The 19,396-nt window shown below is 44.1% G+C and carries 13 protein-coding genes and 1 pseudogene; 9 read left to right on the forward strand and 5 right to left on the reverse strand.

The window, feature by feature from the left end:
• Positions 1–201: 201 nt before the first annotated feature.
• From NX845_RS18110 to NX845_RS18145, 8 genes and pseudogenes are all read left to right on the forward strand, one after another.
• The gene (locus NX845_RS18110) at positions 202–2,307 is read left to right on the forward strand and encodes a peptidase domain-containing ABC transporter (protein ID WP_104214806.1); all 2,106 of its coding nucleotides are present in this window, start codon (positions 202–204) and stop codon (positions 2,305–2,307) included.
• A complete protein-coding gene (locus tag NX845_RS18115; RefSeq protein WP_004732228.1) occupies positions 2,304–3,665 on the forward strand; it encodes an HlyD family type I secretion periplasmic adaptor subunit in 1,362 nt (453 codons plus the stop codon). The genes NX845_RS18110 and NX845_RS18115 overlap by 4 nt, the downstream gene beginning before the upstream one ends.
• Positions 3,666–3,769: 104 nt before the next feature.
• Positions 3,770–5,860: pseudogene (locus NX845_RS18120) on the forward strand (type I secretion system permease/ATPase); the annotation flags it as partial.
• Between the two features lie 590 nt (positions 5,861–6,450).
• Positions 6,451–7,305, forward strand: a complete 855-nt coding sequence (locus NX845_RS18125) for an MIP/aquaporin family protein (protein ID WP_004732234.1) — start codon at positions 6,451–6,453, stop codon at positions 7,303–7,305.
• 59 nt (positions 7,306–7,364) lie between these two features.
• Complete coding sequence (glpK, locus tag NX845_RS18130; RefSeq protein WP_004732235.1) at positions 7,365–8,888, forward strand: glycerol kinase GlpK; 1,524 nt, start codon at positions 7,365–7,367, stop codon at positions 8,886–8,888.
• A gap of 292 nt (positions 8,889–9,180) precedes the next feature.
• Positions 9,181–9,966: a DeoR/GlpR family transcriptional regulator gene (locus tag NX845_RS18135; RefSeq protein ID WP_004732237.1), complete on the forward strand. Its 786-nt coding sequence runs from the start codon at positions 9,181–9,183 to the stop codon at positions 9,964–9,966.
• Positions 9,967–10,234: 268 nt separating this feature from the next.
• Complete coding sequence (glpD, locus tag NX845_RS18140) at positions 10,235–11,794, forward strand: glycerol-3-phosphate dehydrogenase (RefSeq protein WP_102569525.1); 1,560 nt, start codon at positions 10,235–10,237, stop codon at positions 11,792–11,794.
• Between the two features lie 302 nt (positions 11,795–12,096).
• The gene (locus tag NX845_RS18145; RefSeq protein ID WP_004732241.1) at positions 12,097–12,906 is read left to right on the forward strand and encodes an SDR family NAD(P)-dependent oxidoreductase; all 810 of its coding nucleotides are present in this window, start codon (positions 12,097–12,099) and stop codon (positions 12,904–12,906) included.
• Positions 12,907–13,010: 104 nt separating this feature from the next.
• On the opposite strand, the gene NX845_RS18150 is transcribed toward NX845_RS18145, so the two are convergent.
• The 5 genes from NX845_RS18150 to NX845_RS18170 form a co-directional block, all read right to left on the reverse strand.
• Positions 13,011–13,907 carry a LysR family transcriptional regulator gene (locus NX845_RS18150; RefSeq protein ID WP_260257042.1) on the reverse strand — a complete coding sequence of 299 codons (897 nt, stop codon included), beginning with the start codon at positions 13,905–13,907 and terminating at the stop codon, positions 13,011–13,013.
• A 192-nt stretch (positions 13,908–14,099) separates the two neighbouring features.
• Positions 14,100–14,336, reverse strand: coding sequence for a YdcH family protein (locus NX845_RS18155; protein WP_004732244.1), 237 nt, complete (start codon positions 14,334–14,336; stop codon positions 14,100–14,102).
• Positions 14,337–14,945: 609 nt separating this feature from the next.
• Entirely contained in the window at positions 14,946–15,641 is a 696-nt protein-coding gene (locus tag NX845_RS18160) for an aspartate/glutamate racemase family protein (RefSeq protein ID WP_017060945.1), read from the reverse strand.
• Between the two features lie 162 nt (positions 15,642–15,803).
• On the reverse strand, positions 15,804–16,787 hold the full coding sequence (locus tag NX845_RS18165) for an HAD family phosphatase (RefSeq protein WP_260257043.1): 984 nt from the start codon (positions 16,785–16,787) through the stop codon (positions 15,804–15,806).
• A 235-nt stretch (positions 16,788–17,022) separates the two neighbouring features.
• Positions 17,023–18,267 carry an NADH:flavin oxidoreductase/NADH oxidase family protein gene (locus NX845_RS18170; RefSeq protein WP_260257044.1) on the reverse strand — a complete coding sequence of 415 codons (1,245 nt, stop codon included), beginning with the start codon at positions 18,265–18,267 and terminating at the stop codon, positions 17,023–17,025.
• 279 nt (positions 18,268–18,546) lie between these two features.
• Between NX845_RS18170 and nfsA the strand changes: the two genes are divergently transcribed.
• The gene (gene nfsA / locus NX845_RS18175) at positions 18,547–19,269 is read left to right on the forward strand and encodes an oxygen-insensitive NADPH nitroreductase (RefSeq protein WP_086968828.1); all 723 of its coding nucleotides are present in this window, start codon (positions 18,547–18,549) and stop codon (positions 19,267–19,269) included.
• The last annotated feature ends 127 nt before the right edge of the window (positions 19,270–19,396 follow it).

Below are 19,396 nucleotides of genomic sequence, written 5' to 3' on the forward strand. Positions count from 1 at the left end.
TTTTAGAGTATATATTCTATTAATTGAAAAACTTAAAAACCTCATTATCATAATAAAAAAAATAAACAATGCATTTTCCAAGAAAAATGTTGCATGTTTTATTTTTCTTATTAGTAAATATAAATTTGAAGAGTTTCTAAGGTGCTGATACTATGCCGCCCTTTTTTAAACATCATAAAAATCAGCAATGAAGCTTAAATAATGACACAAAATGAAGTTCTAACCCTGAAGTGTATAAACCTATACTTAAGTATTTTAGGCGTAAAAAAAGACATAACTAATATAAAGAACACAACTGAAGAATCAAAAAACTTCAACGATGAATTAAAGAAAATACAAATAAACAACAAAGTTAATGTTGTAATTAAACGCTCAAAAACAAAAAAAATTAACAATATAACAACACCTGTTATTCTATTTGATGCTCAAGGCTTACCATTTATTTTAGCTAAAGCTAATAAAGAATCTTGTTTAATACAAAACCCTAATAAAGAATCTCCTGAAGTTATTCCCTATGATAAAATAAACTCGATATGGAACAAAAGTTGGCTTGAAATAAAACAACCTCAATCACGTTTTGATATCACCTGGTTCATTCCTGAGTTTTTGCAACACAAAAGAATACTCGGGGAAATTTTTTTGTTTTCTTTTGTATTGCAAATACTCGCCTTAATCTCACCGCTATTTTTTCAGGTTGTGATGGATAAAGTGCTTGTACATCAAGCTTGGTCAACCCTTGACGTGCTTGTGATAGGGCTTGTGATCACTGGCATTGTAGAGGTTATACTTCGCGGCTTGCGCGAATATCAATATGCGCACACAGCCAATAGAATTGATATTCAATTGGGGCTTAAATTAGTAAAGCACTTACTTGGCCTTCCTTTGATGTTCTTCAAAACACGCCAAGTAGGCGCTATCGTAACTCGAGTGCGTGAGCTCGATACCGTACGAGAATTTTTGACAGGCTCTATGTTCACTTTAACTGTCGAGTTCTTGTTCATGTTTGTCTTCCTCTACGTAATGAGCTTACTTTCGTCGACCCTCACATGGTTATTTATTGCAACCATTCCTCTTTATGTATTGCTCGCTTGGTGGCTTACGCCTCGAATGCAAACAGCGGTAGAAGAGCAATTTACACATGCTGCTGCAAACACCTCATTTCTAACAGAAACAGTGGCTGGCAGTGAAACTCTAAAAAGCTTAGCTGTAGAGCCACGCTTTGTTCGCCGTTGGGACGAACAAACAGAAAAAATGGTTTCTACTGGATACGTAGTCCAACAAATCAACAATCGCTCTAATCATGCTGTTCAACTTATACAGAAGGTAACCAGTGTCGGTATTTTATGGCTAGGAGCAACTGAAGTATTGTCATTGGAGATGACTATTGGCCAACTCATTGCCTTCAACATGATGACGAATCACATCGCTCAACCCTTATCTCGTATGGTCGAACTATGGGGGCAGTTTATTCAAACCCGCGTAGCGTTAGAGAAATTAGGAGACATGCTCAATTTGCCGGTAGAACAACATACAGGTAACGACATGGTGACAATGCAAGGGGCTATTTCTTTCAAAAACGTTCTGTTTCGTTACCAACTTGATACCCCTCCTACTCTCCATAATTTATCTTTGGATATACAAGCAGGAGAAACCTTAGGCGTTGTCGGCACATCTGGTTCTGGGAAAAGCACCTTAGCTCGATTATTACTGCGACTATACAACCCAGAGCAAGGGTTAATCACGGTTGATGACACTCCACTGAATCAAATTAGTATTCAGCAACTGCGCCAACAAATCGGCATAGTGCTGCAAGAAAACTATTTATTTAACAAAAGCGTTTGCGAGAATATTGCCCAATCAAAACCTGAGGCAAGCTTAGAAGAGGTTATCGAAGCGGCGAAGCTCTCTGGAGCCCACGAGTTTATTATGAAGCTCCCAATTGGCTATGACACGATATTAGCCGAAGGCGGGCAATCTCTTTCTGGCGGGCAGAAGCAACGGCTCGCGATTGCACGAACTCTGCTTTCTAACCCCAAAATCATTATTTTAGATGAAGCTACTAGTGCTCTTGACGATGAATCACAGGCGTTGATTCAATCCAATATGGCGAACATCGCAAAGGGCCGAACGGTCATTACTATCGCTCACCGATTATCCACCGTACGAGATTGTGATCGAATTATTGTTCTTCACCAAGGGAGTATCGTCGAGCAAGGCAGCCACCAACAATTATTAACGTTGGGTAAACAGTACAAACAGTTGTGGCAACTTCAACAAGAGCTCAAACAAGAGGATTCAAACGCATGAAAAGCGTAATCAAGCAATTCTTGGCTAGATTCAAGTTCAACCAAGCCGCAGAGAACCACTACGAATTTTTGCCTGCACACCTCGCTTTGTCACAGCGCCCTCCTTCACCATTTGCTCGTTTAACGGCAATCACTCTTAGCCTAGGGGTAATGGCGGTATTGCTTTGGGCGTATTGGGGAAAACTGGACGTACAAGCGACAGCAACCGGGCGTTTCGTTGTCTCTGGACGTTCACAAGTAATTCAATCTTATGAACAAAGTAGAGTCCTCTCCATTCACGTTAAGGACGGGCAGCGAGTTGATAAAGGCGCGCCACTTCTTACTCTCGACACCCTAGGCATTAATCAAGATATTACACGTCTCATCACTCAATCCGAATATCAGACAAATGAGTTAGTTCGCTACCGATCTCTGAACAGTGGCCTTCCACTCTCTAAAGACCTTCTGTTTTCGACCTTACCATCGGCACAGCAGACATTAATTAATGAAAACCACCTTAGCGAGAAACGCGAGTACGAGTCGACTCTTGCAAGTATCAAGGCAGAAATGCACGTCAACAATGCATCACAGGCAGCCCGTCAAAGCGATATCAACGCTTTAATTCAGTTGACCGAAAATATTAGCCAAAGACTCGCGGCACGAAAAACGCTGAATCAAATAAAAGTCATTGGACACGTAGAGTATCTAGAGCAAGAAAAAGAGCTACTGGAGGTTCAGCGTCAAGTGTCTCAGCAGCGAGCTGAATTAGAGGTTTTGAAATCCCAATATCACAGCCTTGAAGAGAGGTTAACTGGTTTCAAAGCACAAAAGCAAAGAGAGTGGCTTGAGAAACGAAAGCAAGCAAAGTTGCAGTTGGTTGGGTTAGCTCAGGAGTTATCTAAAGTTCGTGAGCGTGAACAATTAGAAATAATCCGCTCCCCTGTCGATGGCACGGTGCAGCAACTCAGCATTTACACGCTAGGCGCGGTACTTCAACCTGCACAAAACTTGATGATTATTGTCCCTGGAAATTCCGTTCAGCAAGCAGAGATACAGATTCTCAACAAAGATGTAGGTTTTGTTTATCCCGGACAGTCAGTGACCGTAAAAGTAGATGCGTTTCCATATACTCGCTACGGCACTATCGAAGCGGAGTTGTTAAGTATTTCTCGTGATTCGACCACGGATGAACGTCTAGGGCTTGTTTTCCCAGCCCAAGTTAAACTCATCAATAACAATATCTTAATTAACGGAGAAAGCGTCGAGCTAACGCCTGGTATGTCCGTTGTTGCTGAAATCAAAACGGATAAGCGCCGAGTTATCGACTATATACTTAGCCCAATACGTGAATACCAAGCTGAGTCGCTACGAGAGAGATGAGAATGTATATGGCCTTATCAACAACACAAGATGTGTCTATCGCCCAAGATACATCTTGCACTCAAGATACCTCTAGCAATCAAGATATATCTGCCACAAAAGATAATGGCGGAATAGACGCCGTCGTTTATGCCGGAAATCACTTTCACAAAAAATCGACTAAAACACAGCTGAAACATGCATTGGGTGTCAATCATTCCAATTTGAGCGACATGCAAATAAGGGAAGCGGCGGATTATATCGGCCTGAAAAGTCAAGTAACGAAAGTAAAATCAAACGAGTTAGATACCCTTCCACTACCCGTTTTAATTGAAATCGACAATAGTTGGAAAGTGCTCACAAAGTCAGCTGATGGTTCCTCTCTTTTATATGACCCAACCACTCAATTAGACCAACAGAGTGAGCTTAGTCTGAGTAGTCAATTATCGATGTACAAGGTAATGCTGGTCGCGGATGAAAGACTAAGTAACAAAGAAGTGAAATTTGGCCTTAGTTGGTTTGCCCCCTCTATTTGGCGTCAAAAAAGCCAGATGCGTGATGTGTTTTTCTATGCTATTGCACTTCAGATATTCGCACTAGTAAGCCCGTTGCTATTTCAAAATGTCATCGACAAAGTACTAGTAGGTCGCAGTTTATCAAGTCTTCATGTGCTCGCAATGGCCATGCTCGCATTAGCTATTGCTGAACCAGCATACAGCTACTTACGCAATACCGTCTTTGGTCATTTGGCGAGTCAGGTTAATGCAGAGCTATCAGGGCGCCTTTATCGTCACTTAGTTGGCCTTCCACTCACTTATTTTAAGCAGAGACAAACCGGGCAAATCATTGCGCGAGTTCGTGAAATGGCACAAATCCGTCAGTTTTTAACGGGTTCGACGTTAATGTTAGTACTCGACTTAATTTTTGTGGCTGTCTTTATCGCCGTCATGTTCCACTATGCTAGTACTCTGACTTGGTTAGTCATCGGTTCATTGATCATCTACTTCTTACTTTGGCTTATCGCTGGTCCCTTAATAAGAAAAAAAGTGGAATCAGAATACGAATCAGACGCCGACGCCACAACCTTTTTAACTGAAGCAGTAACAGGCATTGAAACCATTAAAACAACTGCGACTGAACATCGATTCTTACATCAATGGCAACGCATACTCAGCCAGCAACTAAAGCGTAGTTTCGATGCTCAAAAGTCTGGGTTAATCGCAGGGCAAAGCATCGCACTTATCCAAAAGCTTACCGCCGCATTATTGCTATGGTGGGGAGTCAGCGCTGTACTAAATGGTGAGCTAACGCCCGGTGAATTGGTCGCATTCAATATGTTAGCTGGTCATGTTACCCAACCGGTACTTAGACTTGCTCAAATTTGGCAAGACTTTCAACATACTCTCATTGCATTGAAGCGAGTGGGTGACATTCTTGATGAACCAAAAGAAAACAGTAAACAGGGGCTAGCTTCTGTCCCTGAACTCAATGGTGGCATAGAGTTTCACAACATTAGATTCCGTTACCACGAAGACGCTCCAGAGGTACTAGCTAACCTCTCATTAGAAATAAAACCAGGGCAATTTATCGGTATTACAGGCCCATCGGGCTCAGGGAAAAGCACCATAACCCGGCTACTACAACGCTTGTATGTTCCCCAGCATGGTCAAGTGTTGGTCGACGGTATGGACCTAGCTATCGCGGACCCTATATCGTTACGCCGCAATATGAGTGTTGTGTTGCAAGACAGCATTCTTTTCTCAGGAAGTGTTGCAGATAACATTCGCCTAAGTAAGCCACAAGCTTCAGATGAAGAGATGCGCCACGCAGCGCAACTTGCTGGCGCTCTAGAATTTATTGAAGAGCTTCCCCACGGATTCGATCAACCGGTTGGTGAGAAAGGCTCTTCTCTATCTGGTGGTCAGCGTCAACGTGTCGCATTGGCAAGAGCCTTACTCGTAAACCCTCGAATTTTGCTGCTTGATGAAGCGACTTCTGCTCTCGATTATAACTCTGAAGCTGCCATCATGAGCAACATGGACGAGATCTGTCGAGGTAGAACCGTAATTAGCATCGCACACCGCCTCAACACTCTTCGTCATGCGGATAACATTCTAGTTCTTGATAAAGGCCAAGTGTGTGAAAACGGAACTCACGATGAGCTGGTTGAGAAAGAAGGGCTTTATGCCAAACTCTGGAAACAACAGATAGGGTAATAAAATTATCATATCTATTGCGAGAGAAGATCGAACTTAGGCTGTACCTGAGTATCCGTATTTGATTAATTCAATATCAAACATCGTTCAATAACTAGAGTCTCAAACACCGATCGTAGACAATTCTTTATAACTTGTTGTTAACCAACTACGGCAAGTTAAAAGCCATGAACTGACTAACTATTAAAACTGCCAAACTACAACATAGTTGGCAGTTTATTCATTTATGCATATAAGCTCATTTGTTAACTCCCTTGTTACATAGCAAAAACATCACACAGCCCTCCCTAATTAAGTCTAATAATCCGCCACTCACGAAGTAGCATCACAAATCCAAACATAAACTCCTCGTACCAGTTGCGCATTCATTTACATATAGGTAGTTTGAGCGGCTTCGCAACCTATCAATTCGAGCAATGACGTTCATGCGAGCATCTTTTTCGAGCAAAAGTGTTCGGATTAACATTTCAAGTGACTTTAATTAACAATTTTATGCTCAAACGCTCACTTTTGATGTTCGTTTATTTTCGAGTTCGCAAATATATGCACAATACACGTGCTAGATAAGCAAAACTAAAAAGGACTCGAACATGACAACAAACAAACACCCTTCTTTATTTGGGCAATGCTTGGCTGAATTTATCGGTACAGGATTACTCATATTCTTTGGCGTTGGCTGTGTGGCCGCTCTGGTATTAACTGGTGCGACATTCGGACAATGGGAAATCAGCATCATCTGGGGCTTCGGTGTTGCGATTGCAATTTACTGTACTGCCGGCGTTTCAGGCGCACACATCAACCCAGCCGTAACGATTGCACTGGCCATGTTCCATGGCTTTGATAAAGCAAAAGTGGTGCCTTACATCATTTCGCAACTGCTTGGCGCTTTCTGCTCTGCAGCATTGGTTTACAGCCTGTACAGCAACCTATTTACTGACTACGAAATCGCACATAACTTCGTTCGTAGCAGCCAAGACGCACTATCAACTGCTGGTATCTTCTCGACTTACCCACATGCTTCACTTTCTTTCTTCGGCGCTTTTGCTGTGGAATTCGTGATTACTGCAGTGTTGATGTTTGCCATTTTAGCGTTAGGTGATGAGAACAACGGCGCATCTCGCGGTGCAATGAACCCTCTACTGATCGGTATTCTTATCGCGGTTATCGGTGGTTCTTTAGGTCCACTAACGGGCTTTGCAATGAACCCTGCTCGTGACTTCGGACCAAAACTGTTCGCTTACTTTGCAGGTTGGGATTTCGCACTAAGCGGTGCTCGTGATATTCCTTACTTCATCGTTCCAATTCTTGCTCCAATTGCTGGTGCGTGTTTTGGTGGTTGGTTGTACCCACGTGTTATCGGTGCTTACCTACCAGTAGAAGGCCAAGGCTGCACAATTCCAAACCAATGTGAAACAGAAGAAGAAGCTGAACAAGCTCAAGCTTAATCCCTAAGCGACCTTACATTTACTAAAATATAAATAACGAAAGAAAAAGGATTCTTACCATGACCGAGCAAAAATACATTGTTGCCCTAGACCAAGGCACCACAAGTTCTCGCGCTGTAATCCTCGATCACGATGCAAACATCGTTAGTTCTTCTCAACGAGAATTCACTCAGATTTACCCGAAAGCGGGTTGGGTTGAGCATGATCCAATGGAAATCTGGGCGACTCAAAGCTCTACATTGGTTGAAGCTCTTGCTAAAGCAGGCATCCGCAGCGATGAGCTAGCGGGCATTGGTATCACGAACCAACGTGAAACCACCATTGTTTGGAACAAAGAGACAGGCAAGCCTGTTTATAACGCAATCGTATGGCAGTGTCGCCGTACTGCAGACATCTGTGAAGACCTAAAAGCTCGTGGACTAGAAGACTACGTACGTGACAATACAGGCTTAGTCCTTGACCCGTATTTCTCAGGTACCAAAGTAAAATGGATTCTAGACAACGTTGAAGGCGCTCGCGAAGACGCTGAAGCTGGCAAATTACTGTTCGGTACAGTTGATACTTGGTTGGTTTGGAAAATGACTCAAGGACGTGTACACGTTACGGATTACACCAACGCGTCACGTACTATGTTGTTCAACATCAACGACCTATGCTGGGATCAGAAGCTACTTGATGAAATGGGCATTCCCGCAATCATGATGCCTGAAGTGAAGCGCTCTTCTGAGGTTTACGGTCAAACGAACCTTGGTGGTAAAGGCGGTACTCGTATCCCAATCGCGGGTATTGCAGGTGACCAACAAGCTGCACTTTACGGTCAAATGTGTGTAGAAGCAGGCCAAGCTAAGAATACTTACGGCACGGGTTGTTTCCTTCTAATGAACACAGGCCAAGAGAAAGTAACATCGAAGAATGGTCTACTAACAACGCTAGCATGTGGCCCTAAAGGCGAACCTGCATACGCGCTTGAAGGTGCGGTATTCATGGGTGGCGCATCTATCCAATGGCTACGTGATGAAATGAAGCTACTGGCTGGTGCAGAAGACTCTGAGTACTTCGCAACCAAAGTAGACTCTTCAAACGGCGTTTACGTGGTTCCTGCATTTACTGGCTTAGGCGCACCATACTGGGATGCTTATGCTCGCGGTACGATTGTTGGCCTGACTCGTGGTGTTAACTCTAACCACATCATCCGTGCAACGTTGGAAGGTATTGCTTACCAAACGCGTGACGTACTAGACGCGATGCAAGCTGACTCAGGCATCAAGCTAGCGAAACTACGTGTTGATGGCGGCGCAGTAGCGAATAACTTCCTAATGCAATTCCAATCTGATGTGCTAGATACTGAAGTTCACCGCCCTGAAGTAACGGAAGTAACCGCTCTGGGTGCCGCTTACCTTGCTGGCCTAGCGGTTGGTTTCTGGGACAGTATTGATGAGCTTCAAGACAAAGCCGTTCTTGACCGCACATTCATGCCGCACCACGACGAAGAGAAGCGTAACCGCCGTTACAAAGGTTGGAAACGTGCTATCAAGTGTGCACAGGTTTGGTCTGAGCTACACGATGACGATGACAACGAGTAATACTAAGTACTCAGCTAATCGTTAATCATTAGCCGCTGATCTAGGAACTCGAGTAATCTAATCGACTAGATTGTTCGAACCTCAGCAAACGAAACTAAAAAGAGCACTATTTTGTGCTCGTTTTTGCGTTTCAGGCTCAAATTCCGCGTTTTGCGCAGCGTTTTTGCGGTTTAGACATGATTCCTTACCATCATTACTTCTCTCTTTTCATCAATTCGAGCACAATAGCGTGAGTTTATATTTTCGATTTTGACGCGCTAGAGCCCTTTGCGCGCAGGGAGTGGTAAGTTAAGTGAAGCAGATACCAAGACACCAGCAGATTGTAGATCTGGTAAAAACACAAGGATATGTGAGTACCGAAGAGCTCGTTGAAAAGTTCGATGTCAGCCCACAAACCATCAGACGAGACCTCAATGAACTTGCCGATAGCAACAAAATTCGTCGCTATCATGGTGGTGCAACCATTCCTTTAAGCTCGGAAAACACCTCGTATAACACGCGTAAAGCGCTTAACTTCAACGAAAAAGACGTGATCGCAGATGAACTGGTTAAACACATCCCAGATGGTGCAACCCTATTCGTTGATATCGGTACCACGCCAGAATCGGTGGCACGCGCACTCAACAAAAACCACAAACAACTAAGAGTCGTCACCAACAACATCAATGTTGCCAGCATCCTTCTGCCTAACCCAGAGATCAAGGTTATCCTGGCGGGTGGAGAAGTGAGAAACCGTGATGGCGGTATAGTTGGCGAAGCGACACTCGATTTCGTGAAGCAGTTCCGCCTTGATTTCGGTATTTTGGGCATCAGCGGCATCGACTTTGATGGCTCACTGCTCGATTTTGATTACCACGAAGTTCGTGTAAAACAAGCTATCATCGAAAACAGTCGCAGCATCTTCTTAGCCGTCGACCATACTAAGTTTGGCCGTAACGCGATGGTTAAGCTCGGCAATATCTCTCAAGCGCACATGGTCTTTACCAACAAGCAGCCACCGGAAGAGATTCTCAACATCCTTAAAGATTCAGCAATACCATTAGAAGTGATCGATACTGCTCGTCCTGTGAGCGAATAACTCAACATAAGTGCCCGGTGAGCCGCTTTCTATAATGAATCACGATTCTTTATAGAAAAGTTAAAAAAGTAAAACTTGCTCACTACCACTGTCGCTTCTATGCTCGAATTAGACTTATTTGAACCTCTGCTTTCATAAGCAGAGGTTTTTTTATGCCCAAATCACATAAAACGCGCATAAACGAAAATAATAAATGACCGCAAACGAAAGTTCATATAGGATTCAATTATGTTCTAAAATGCTCGTTCGCTCAGAAGAGGTCAAAACCATGAGTGCTCAACAAAATAATTCAAACAACAGTACATCTTCCACTTTAGACTTGATCGTGATTGGCGGCGGCATCAATGGTGCAGGCATCGCGGCAGATGCAGCAGGTCGTGGTCTAAACGTTGGCTTATACGAAGCAAATGATTTCGCATCTGCGACGTCTTCTGCTAGCTCAAAGCTTATCCACGGTGGCCTACGCTACCTTGAACATTACGAATTTCGTTTGGTTTCGGAAGCACTCGCTGAACGTGAAGTCTTGTTAAGAAAAGCGCCTCACGTTGCTCAGCCAATGCGTTTCCGTTTACCTCATCGACCATTTTTACGCCCAGCTTGGATGATTCGCTGTGGCCTATTCCTTTACGATAACTTGGGTAAGCGCACCACTCTTCCTGGAAGTAAGACAGTCAACCTAGCGAAATCGGGCCTACTGAAACCAGAAATGAAGACAGGCTTCGAATACTCAGATTGCTGGGTTGATGATGCTCGTATGGTATTGCTCAACGTGTTGGCAGCAAAAGAAAACAACGCAGAAGTACGTAACTACTGCCGTGTTGAAAAAGCGCACCGCGAAGGTGGTGTTTGGCATGTAACGATCCTTGATGTGATGACAAACCAACGCTTTGAACGCAAAGCAAAAGCGCTTGTTAACGCTGCTGGTCCTTGGGTTAAACAGTTCTTTGATGATGGATTAGAGCAGGCTTCGCCTCGTAACATTCGTCTTATCAAAGGCTCACACATTGTTGTGCCACGCATTCATGACGAACCACAAGCGTACATTCTGCAAAACAAAGACAATCGCATTGTGTTCATGATCCCTTACCTAGATAAGTTCTCGATCATCGGCACCACCGACCTTGAATACAAAGGCGACCCACGTAACGTCGCAATTGATGATGTCGAAGTGGATTACTTGATTGATATCGTTAACCAGCACTTTGTTAAACAGCTTGGCCGTGAGGACGTGGTTTGGACATACAGTGGCGTAAGACCGCTTTGTGACGACGAATCGGATTCACCACAAGCGATCACTCGTGACTACACATTGGAATTGGACGCAGAGCTTGATCAAGCACCATTGCTTTCGATCTTCGGTGGCAAGTTAACTACTTATCGTAAACTCGGTGAAGCGGCACTTAAGAAGCTTGAGCCACACCTAACCAACATGGGTGCACCATGGACAGCAAACGACACGCTTCCAGGTGGTAACTTTAGTTGCAGCAGAGAGCAACTTGCGAAGATGATCCACACTAAATACCCTTGGGCATCTGAAGCGTTGTTACTTCGCTACGTGACTCAATTTGGTACTTACACGTGGAAGCTACTGGAAGGCGCAAATAGCGAAGCTGACCTTGGTATTCAATTCTCAAACGAAGCGCATGGCGTTTATCAAGTTGAGATTGATTACTTGATCAATGAAGAGATGGCGATGACTGACGAAGACATCTTGTGGCGCAGAACCAAGCTTGGCCTATACATGAGTGAATCCGAGCAGCAAGCAGTAACGGATTACCTGAAAGAGAAGCTACAAAGCAAGGTAGTGAGCTTTTCTCAAGTAGGCTAACCCCACCAGCCTAAGCATGGTTCAAGAACATACTTAACAACGAAGCTTAGCGTCCCCCGCGCTAAGCTTTTTTATTGCCTGCTATTCCGGCCTAAGAACTCGATCAGATAAATCTCTCGATTGATCTTCTCCTTCGCACGGACTGAGGCTTTGTTCACTCCCCCATTTTCAACAAAAACTAAATAGTGTTTTATTAATCCGGTTGATTATCAACTTCATAAAAGGTTGCTATTCTTTACCTCAACGAAACAACACATTTAAAAACGCTCACCATGTCAGCGCTTTAATAAGGAATCTATTCCATGCAAAAAGTTATTCTGCTCACAGGCTCTACCGATGGTATCGGCTTCGAAACGGCAAAAGTACTTGTTCAACAAGGCCACCACGTTTTATTGCATGGACGTAACCCAAGCAAACTCAAAGACGTTGAGCAGCAACTTGTGGCTATCTCTGCAGAAGCTAAAATTCAAAGTTACGTGGCAGACTTGTCCGTTCTGGCTGATGTGGATGCGTTGGCTGACGAAATAATTGCTGAGCACGATAAAATTGATGTACTGATTAACAACGCAGGTGTGTTCAACACTCCGAACCCAATTACTAAAGACGGTTTAGATGTTCGTTTTGTTGTGAATACCATTTCACCATACCACCTGACTAAACGTCTGCTACCTGTACTCGGTGCATCTAGCCGAGTGGTTAACCTGTCCTCAGCAGCACAAGCAGCAGTGAACATCGAAGCGCTAGAAGGCAAGAAGGCAATGTCTGATGGTGACGCTTACGCACAAAGCAAGCTTGCGATCACTATGTGGACTCGTGAGATGGCAAAAGAGTTAGGCTCTACAGGGCCAATGGTGGTTGCGGTCAACCCAGCTTCGTTACTAGGTAGCAAGATGGTGAAAGACGCTTACGGCATTGCAGGCGGCGACCTAAGCATCGGTTCTGATATTCTGGTTCGCGCATCATTGTCTGACGAGTTCGCACAAGCGGGCGGTCAATACTTTGATAACGACAACAACACGTTTGCGAACCCGCACCCAGATGCGATTTACGGCGATAAATCGCAGCAAGTTGTCGCTAAAATTGAAGAGATCATCAAAGCAACACTTTCTTAATTGCGACGACTCGTACTGAGTTAATTTGCAAATCTCAATAAAAAGCCCTGCGTTTCTAATAAATTAACTTAGACACGCAGGGCTTTTTCGTACAACGTTTGTCTCTACGTTTGTTCCCAATACGGCGGGTTACCATAATATTCAGAGAAGTAGTCGATGAAGGCTCTCACCTTTGGTGCAAGTAATCTTGTGCTTGGGTACACAGCCCAAATTGCAGGCTCTGAGGTTAATGGGTAATCTTCTAATATTTGAACCAGCTGACCGCTTTTCAGTTGTTCATAGGCACACCAATTCGATGTCACCGTGATACCCATACCACCTGAGGCTGCGTCACGCAGTGCTTCCCCGTTATCTGCCCTGAACGACCCAGATGCCTTAATCGTCTTAGGCCCGCTTTCAGTATTGAAGGTCCAGTTTTCTAAACCAATCAAGCTAATACACTGATGATCATTAAGATCTCGAGGTGTGGCTGGCTTACCATATTTGATTAAGTAATCAGGCGATGCACACACAATACGCTTGTCTGTCGCAAGTTTTCGGGCAATCAGTGTCGAGTCTTTCAGCTCTGAGATACGAATTGCGATATCAAAGCCACCCTCAACAACATCCACCATCGAATCTGATAGCCTGAGATCGACTTTTAACCCAGGGTAGCGCTCTAAGAATCCAGGTAAAGCAGGAACAAGATGCAAACGTCCAAAAGACGCAGATGCGGTAACTCGAAGCGTTCCGGTTGGAGAATCACAGCCCACACCGACCGCCGATTTGGCAGCATCCACGCTCGATAACACTTCTTCAGCATGAGGAAAGAATGCTTCCCCCTCTTCGGTTAAAGAGACCTTACGAGTGGTTCTGTGGACCAAGCGAACGCCTAAATTGTCTTCCAGTTTACTGATGTGCGAGCTTGCAACAGCAGGAGATAAACCAAGCTCTTGCCCAGCCATGCTGATGTTATGTGTAGAAGCTAAACGAACAAACAATTTGAGGTGTTCAATATTCATGAGATTACCAATAAAATCTTAAAAATCGTGTACCAGTAACCCTCATTATGCGTCATTAACATAACAATACAACGTATTAACTCAGTTGAATTGTGAAGAAGTGATTGAGCCAAAACGAAAAAAAACTCCCGAAGGAGTTTTTGTCTAAGTCTGTAATTTGCCATTTAGCTAGTCAGCAAAATTACCAACTCACTAGCCCGTTAAACGAGCATGCAGTGAATCTTTAAGCTCAGAACGATCATGTTTCAATTGGTGCATCGAGCCGTCATCAATGGGTGAATCTTTCAGCTCTAGTTTACGAATCTCTTTATCAAGGTTGTCGTATGTCTTCATATCTGCTGCAAAGCCATCGTCAGTTTTAGCAAGCTCAGCAATTTTGTCTTTCATTTCAGGAAATTCGTGAACAAGAGAGTGATTTTCACCTAGCATAGAAACCTCTTAAGTTGAGTAAAGTGATTGGTAGTACACATTCATTATTTACCTTAGCAAGGGACTCAAATAACAAATGAGATCCAGTACACAGCCTAGAATATAGACAGTTCAGATTCACAAATTTACAACATCCACCTAAAAAAATAAGATGCTTTACATAGAAGAAAGCCTTGTAAGAACACAAGGCTTTATAAGGTAGATCTATATACAAGTAGAGTTAACAATCGTTATCGAAGCAGCTGAAAAATGTTTCTACAAAGAGATTAGCTACTGCACCCGCTTGTATCTACTTTATTCATTTGATCATGTGAAGATGTTTCAGAGCCTGTTGATTGGCATCCCGCCACAAACAATAGCGTTACAGATAAGATAAGCCATTTCATAATTAATCCTCTTTTAGTCATGACTAAAGCATAGTGCTTAAAAGCGCGAATACCTCAGTCATTAACTAAAGCCTTACCTGCCGATAAAGCCTTAGTTAATGAACAAAGCATCGCTTCATTAATTAACGACCCGCTTTTGTACAAAAAACTTTCACTCAACTGAATAAAAATCGCACAAAAACTAAAAGAGGACTGCTATGGAGCTAAGAATAAGAGCTAGAAGTTAATCGCTCGTCGCCAAACGTACTGCCGCTTCTGCATGGATAGCAGTGGTATCAAACAGAGGAACATCAGTGTGTTGCTGCTGAATCAGTAGGGCGATTTCAGTGCACCCCAGAATAACGGCTTCCGCACCTTGTTGGCTTAGCTTATCAATGATTTGACGATAGACAGCTCGAGATTCTTCTTTTACTTCGCCTCGGCACAGCTCTTGATAAATGATGTTGTGCACTTTCTCTCGGTCGTCCTCATCAGGAATCACCACATCGATACCGAATTTGTTAGTCAGGCGTCCTTTATAGAAATCTTGTTCCATCGTGAAAGCCGTGCCGAGTAATCCAACTTTCTTTACGCCCTGTTCAAGCAGCTTCTGCGCCGTGGTATCTGCGATATGTAAGATAGGAATCGTGATTTTCTCTTCGATCTCAGGAACGACCTTATGCATGGTATTGGTACAGATCAGGATGAAGTCCGCTCCGCCCTTCTCTACCGATAAAGCCGCGTCCGATAAGATGTCAGCCGTCTCAGCCCAACGACCTTGGTGCTGTAGCTTTTCAATCTCATCGAAGTTCACGCTGTACATACAAACCTTTGCAGAATTGAGCCCACCAAGGGTAGCTTTCACACCCTCGTTGATGGATTTGTAGTAGCTCACTGTCGACTCCCAACTCATACCACCGAGCAAACCGATCGTTTTCATATTTTTATTCCTTTAATTTCCGACTATCCGATTAAACCGTCATGCGTTGAAAATTTATAGTACGTTCTTGCTTAAAATGAGACGAAGCCTTCGCTGTTTCACAAAAAAAGCTCGAATTTAAAATCCGAGCCTTTGAGGTTTTGACCAAGGGTATACTAGGTGTTAGTACACCTCACACCAATCGGATTTCATGTCGATCAGTGTCCAATCCTCTCTGGAATTCGCCTCATCTAGCGCTTTATCAAGCTTGCCAACATGAGACTCACGGTCGTACTGCCACTCGCGCTCGGCGTCAGTGTGATGAACAATCATCGCCATAGCGTTGGGTTGGCTCGTTGCCCATTGCATCATGGCTTGATCACCGTCTGAGTTACCGACCGCTAGAATAGGTTTTTTGCCGATAATATGCTGAATGTTAGTGACCTTTCCGGCTTTGTCATCAATGGTCAAAATGGACGAATCTTTGGTCACCGTTGGTTTGCCATCGTTGTAGCTGTAATTATATTTAAGGGCGCTGCCGATGATCTGTTCTGTAGGAATGTTGTAAGCTTGCGGAGCCCACGCCCTCATGAAATCAACACCTCCACCCGACACAATGTAAGTCTTAAAGTCATGCTCTTGCAGGTAAGTCAGCATCTCTTTCATTGGCTGATAAGTAAGGTCTGTGTAGGCTTTATTGAAGCGTTTATCTTTTGCTACCGCCAACCATTGCTCAACGTCTTGCTGGTATTGCTCTACTGTCATACCAGAATGTGTCGCCATGATGATTTTCAATAAACCTTCTTCGCCACTTCCTAGAACACTCTTGATGTCATCTTCAAGTACGAACTTAAACGGTTCTTCCGTTTTCCATTCAGGGTGCTCAGGCGCCATCTCTTTCACACGATCTAGTGCAAAGGCTAATTGAAAGTAGTAAGGCTTTTCCGACCAAAGCGTACCGTCATTATCGAACACGGCGATGCGATCGGCTACCGCAACGAACGTATCGGATTCAGCTTTGGTGGCTTGCCCAACAAAGTCGACGATAGCGGATTTTCTCTCGCTGTCCTTCCAAGAAGGCAGTAAATTAGGATCACAATCTTTAGCAAAAGATGAGAAAGAGAGGCTGGATAAGATCGCGACAGATAAAAGGGTTATTTTCTTCATAGCACTACCATGTTGTTGAATTAATTACCGGGTTTAATGTAATTCATCCTAGTTGGTCTACTCTGATTTTCCACTTATGAACACTATAACCGATACTCATGTTGGTATTAGATTAGTACCACAGCTAAGCTGGCTGAGGGTGCTCTACGATGTATTTATCGAGAATTTAAAAAGAGACAAACAAAAAAGCAGAACTTCAATTCCTCAAAATTCTGCTTTAACAATCCATGACTGCTTACGCTCTACGCTTTTTGAAAGCGTGCCAGCCGGCGCTGAGAATTGTTTTTACCACCACACCTAATGCGCTTAGTTTGGGGTCGGCATTCTTGCCAGAGGCAATGCGCCACATCTGATGTTCATACCAAACTAGCCCGACCATCGCCACCTTGTCTAATGCGGGTTTTCCTGTGGTTGGCACGGTTAACGGCATGCCGTGGCTAGGGTCTTCAATTAACTTGTTAGGAAAATCAGGATCAACCGCCATTGTGCGTGCAATACCAATAAAATCGGTCGCTGAGGTGTTTAATGCTTCATTCATTGCTTGCGCGGTTCGAAAACCACCCGTGACCACCAGCGGTGTGTTGACGAGTTTTCTCGCCTTCACCATGTAATCCATAAAATACGCTTCACGTTTTACCGTGCTGACTTTGATTGGTTCAGCTTTGTTTTTCGACCCCATCATTGATGGGCTTTCATAGGTGCCGCCGGAGATCTCAATCAGGTCGATACCGTTGTCACTCAGAGTTTGTACAACCTGCATCGACTCTTCTTCAGTGAAGCCACCTTTCATGAAGTCGGCGCTGTTGAGCTTAATTCCGACGGGGAAATCTTCACCGACCTCTTTTCGAATCGCGCGATAAACCTCAAGCACGAAACGAAGTCTGTTTTCGAGTGACCCACCCCATTTGTCTTGGCGTTGATTGTGTCTAGAAGACAAAAACTGACTGACAAGATAACCATGAGCACCGTGAATCTGCACGCCAGTAAAGCCTGCTTGTTTTGAAAGCTTTGCACTCAGCGAAAATTTATCAATGATTGCGATTATTTCCGTCTCAGTCAGAGCTCGTGGCGTATTGAAACCTTTTTCTAATCCACGCTCTAAAGAGATAGCCGAAGGAGCAACCGGGCTATCACATAAGAATTTAGGGATTTGCTTTCCTGGGTGGTTCAATTGCATCCATATCTGCGAACCATTTTGTGTTCCAGCCTTCGCCCACTCACGAAATACGCTTAAGTCACTTTGCTCATCTAACACAACGTTTTTAGGTTCACCAAGCGCACCTCTATCGACCATCACGTTGCCCGTCATGGATAGGCCAATTCCTCCTTGAGCCCAACGCTGGTAAAGCGTGACTAAACCTTGCTTAGGGTTATGATGTTTATCACCTAGCTGTTCACTCATTGCCGATTTGAACAGGCGATTTTTGATCACTTGGCCATTAGGAAGAAAAAAAGGGTCGTTGAGGCAGATTGGATTCATGCGCGTGGTTACTTTCTTGGGTTTATATATGGAGTCCAGTATGCCCTATTTTATCCGACAGTTTTTATCATTTAGTGCCTATTTCGAAGCAAGTTTCGCTCAATAATAAAATGCCAGCGGCATAGCAGCTGGCATTAATCGATTATAAATAGAATCTCAAAAACTGGGCTGACGCTGCTGAAATATGTCAACCAGAAAGGCTCGAACACCCTTTACGCTCATGGTAATTGTCGTTATTGTGATTCTCTACGTCATCATCACAAGGACTGTCTGAGAGTTATGAACAGCACGATTGAAACTATTCTGGGGCACCGCTCCATTCGTCAATATACAAATCAACCGATTGAAAAAGCACAACTTGATGTGATTATTCAGGCTGGTCTCGCGGCTTCGTCATCGAGCTTACTGCAGGCCGTTTCTATCGTGAGAGTGACAGACAAAGAGAAGCGCAAACTGTTAGCCGAATACGCAGGTAACCAAGCTTACGTGGAGAACGCGGCTGAGTTTTTGGTGTTCTGTATCGACTATCAACGCCACGCGCAAATCAACCCTGAAGTGAAAACCGACTTTACTGAACTGACCCTGATTGGCGCGGTAGATTCTGGCATCATGGCGCAAAACTGTATGCTAGCTGCTGAGTCACTCGGCTTAGGTGGCGTTTACATTGGCGGGCTGCGTAACAGCGCACAACAAGTCGATGAACTGTTAGAACTGCCACAGCACACCGCCGTGTTGTTCGGAATGTGCTTAGGTCACCCGGCACAGCAACCAGAGGTGAAGCCTCGCCTTCCTGCTCACGTAGTAATGCACGAAAACCAATACCAACCGCTGAGCCTAGATGACATTGCCAGCTACGATGATTCGATGCAAAGCTACTACGCAAGCCGTTCAAGCAATCAAAAGCAGAGCAGTTGGTCACAACAGATCACGCAAAAACTGTCTGGCGAATCTCGCCCGCATATCCTGCCTTACTTGAACAGCAAGCAGCTGACCAAGCGTTAAGCCGTTAAGCCGTTAAGCCGTTAAGCCGTTAAGCCGTTAAGCCGTTAAGAGCTTGCAACAAACCACAACAAACCACAACAAACAGCAGTACAAACAAAAATGTCAGCGTACAATACGCTGACATTTT

Origin of the sequence: Vibrio sp. NC2 (genome assembly GCF_025195005.1) — a bacterium.
GTDB classification, from domain to species: domain Bacteria; phylum Pseudomonadota; class Gammaproteobacteria; order Enterobacterales; family Vibrionaceae; genus Vibrio; species Vibrio splendidus.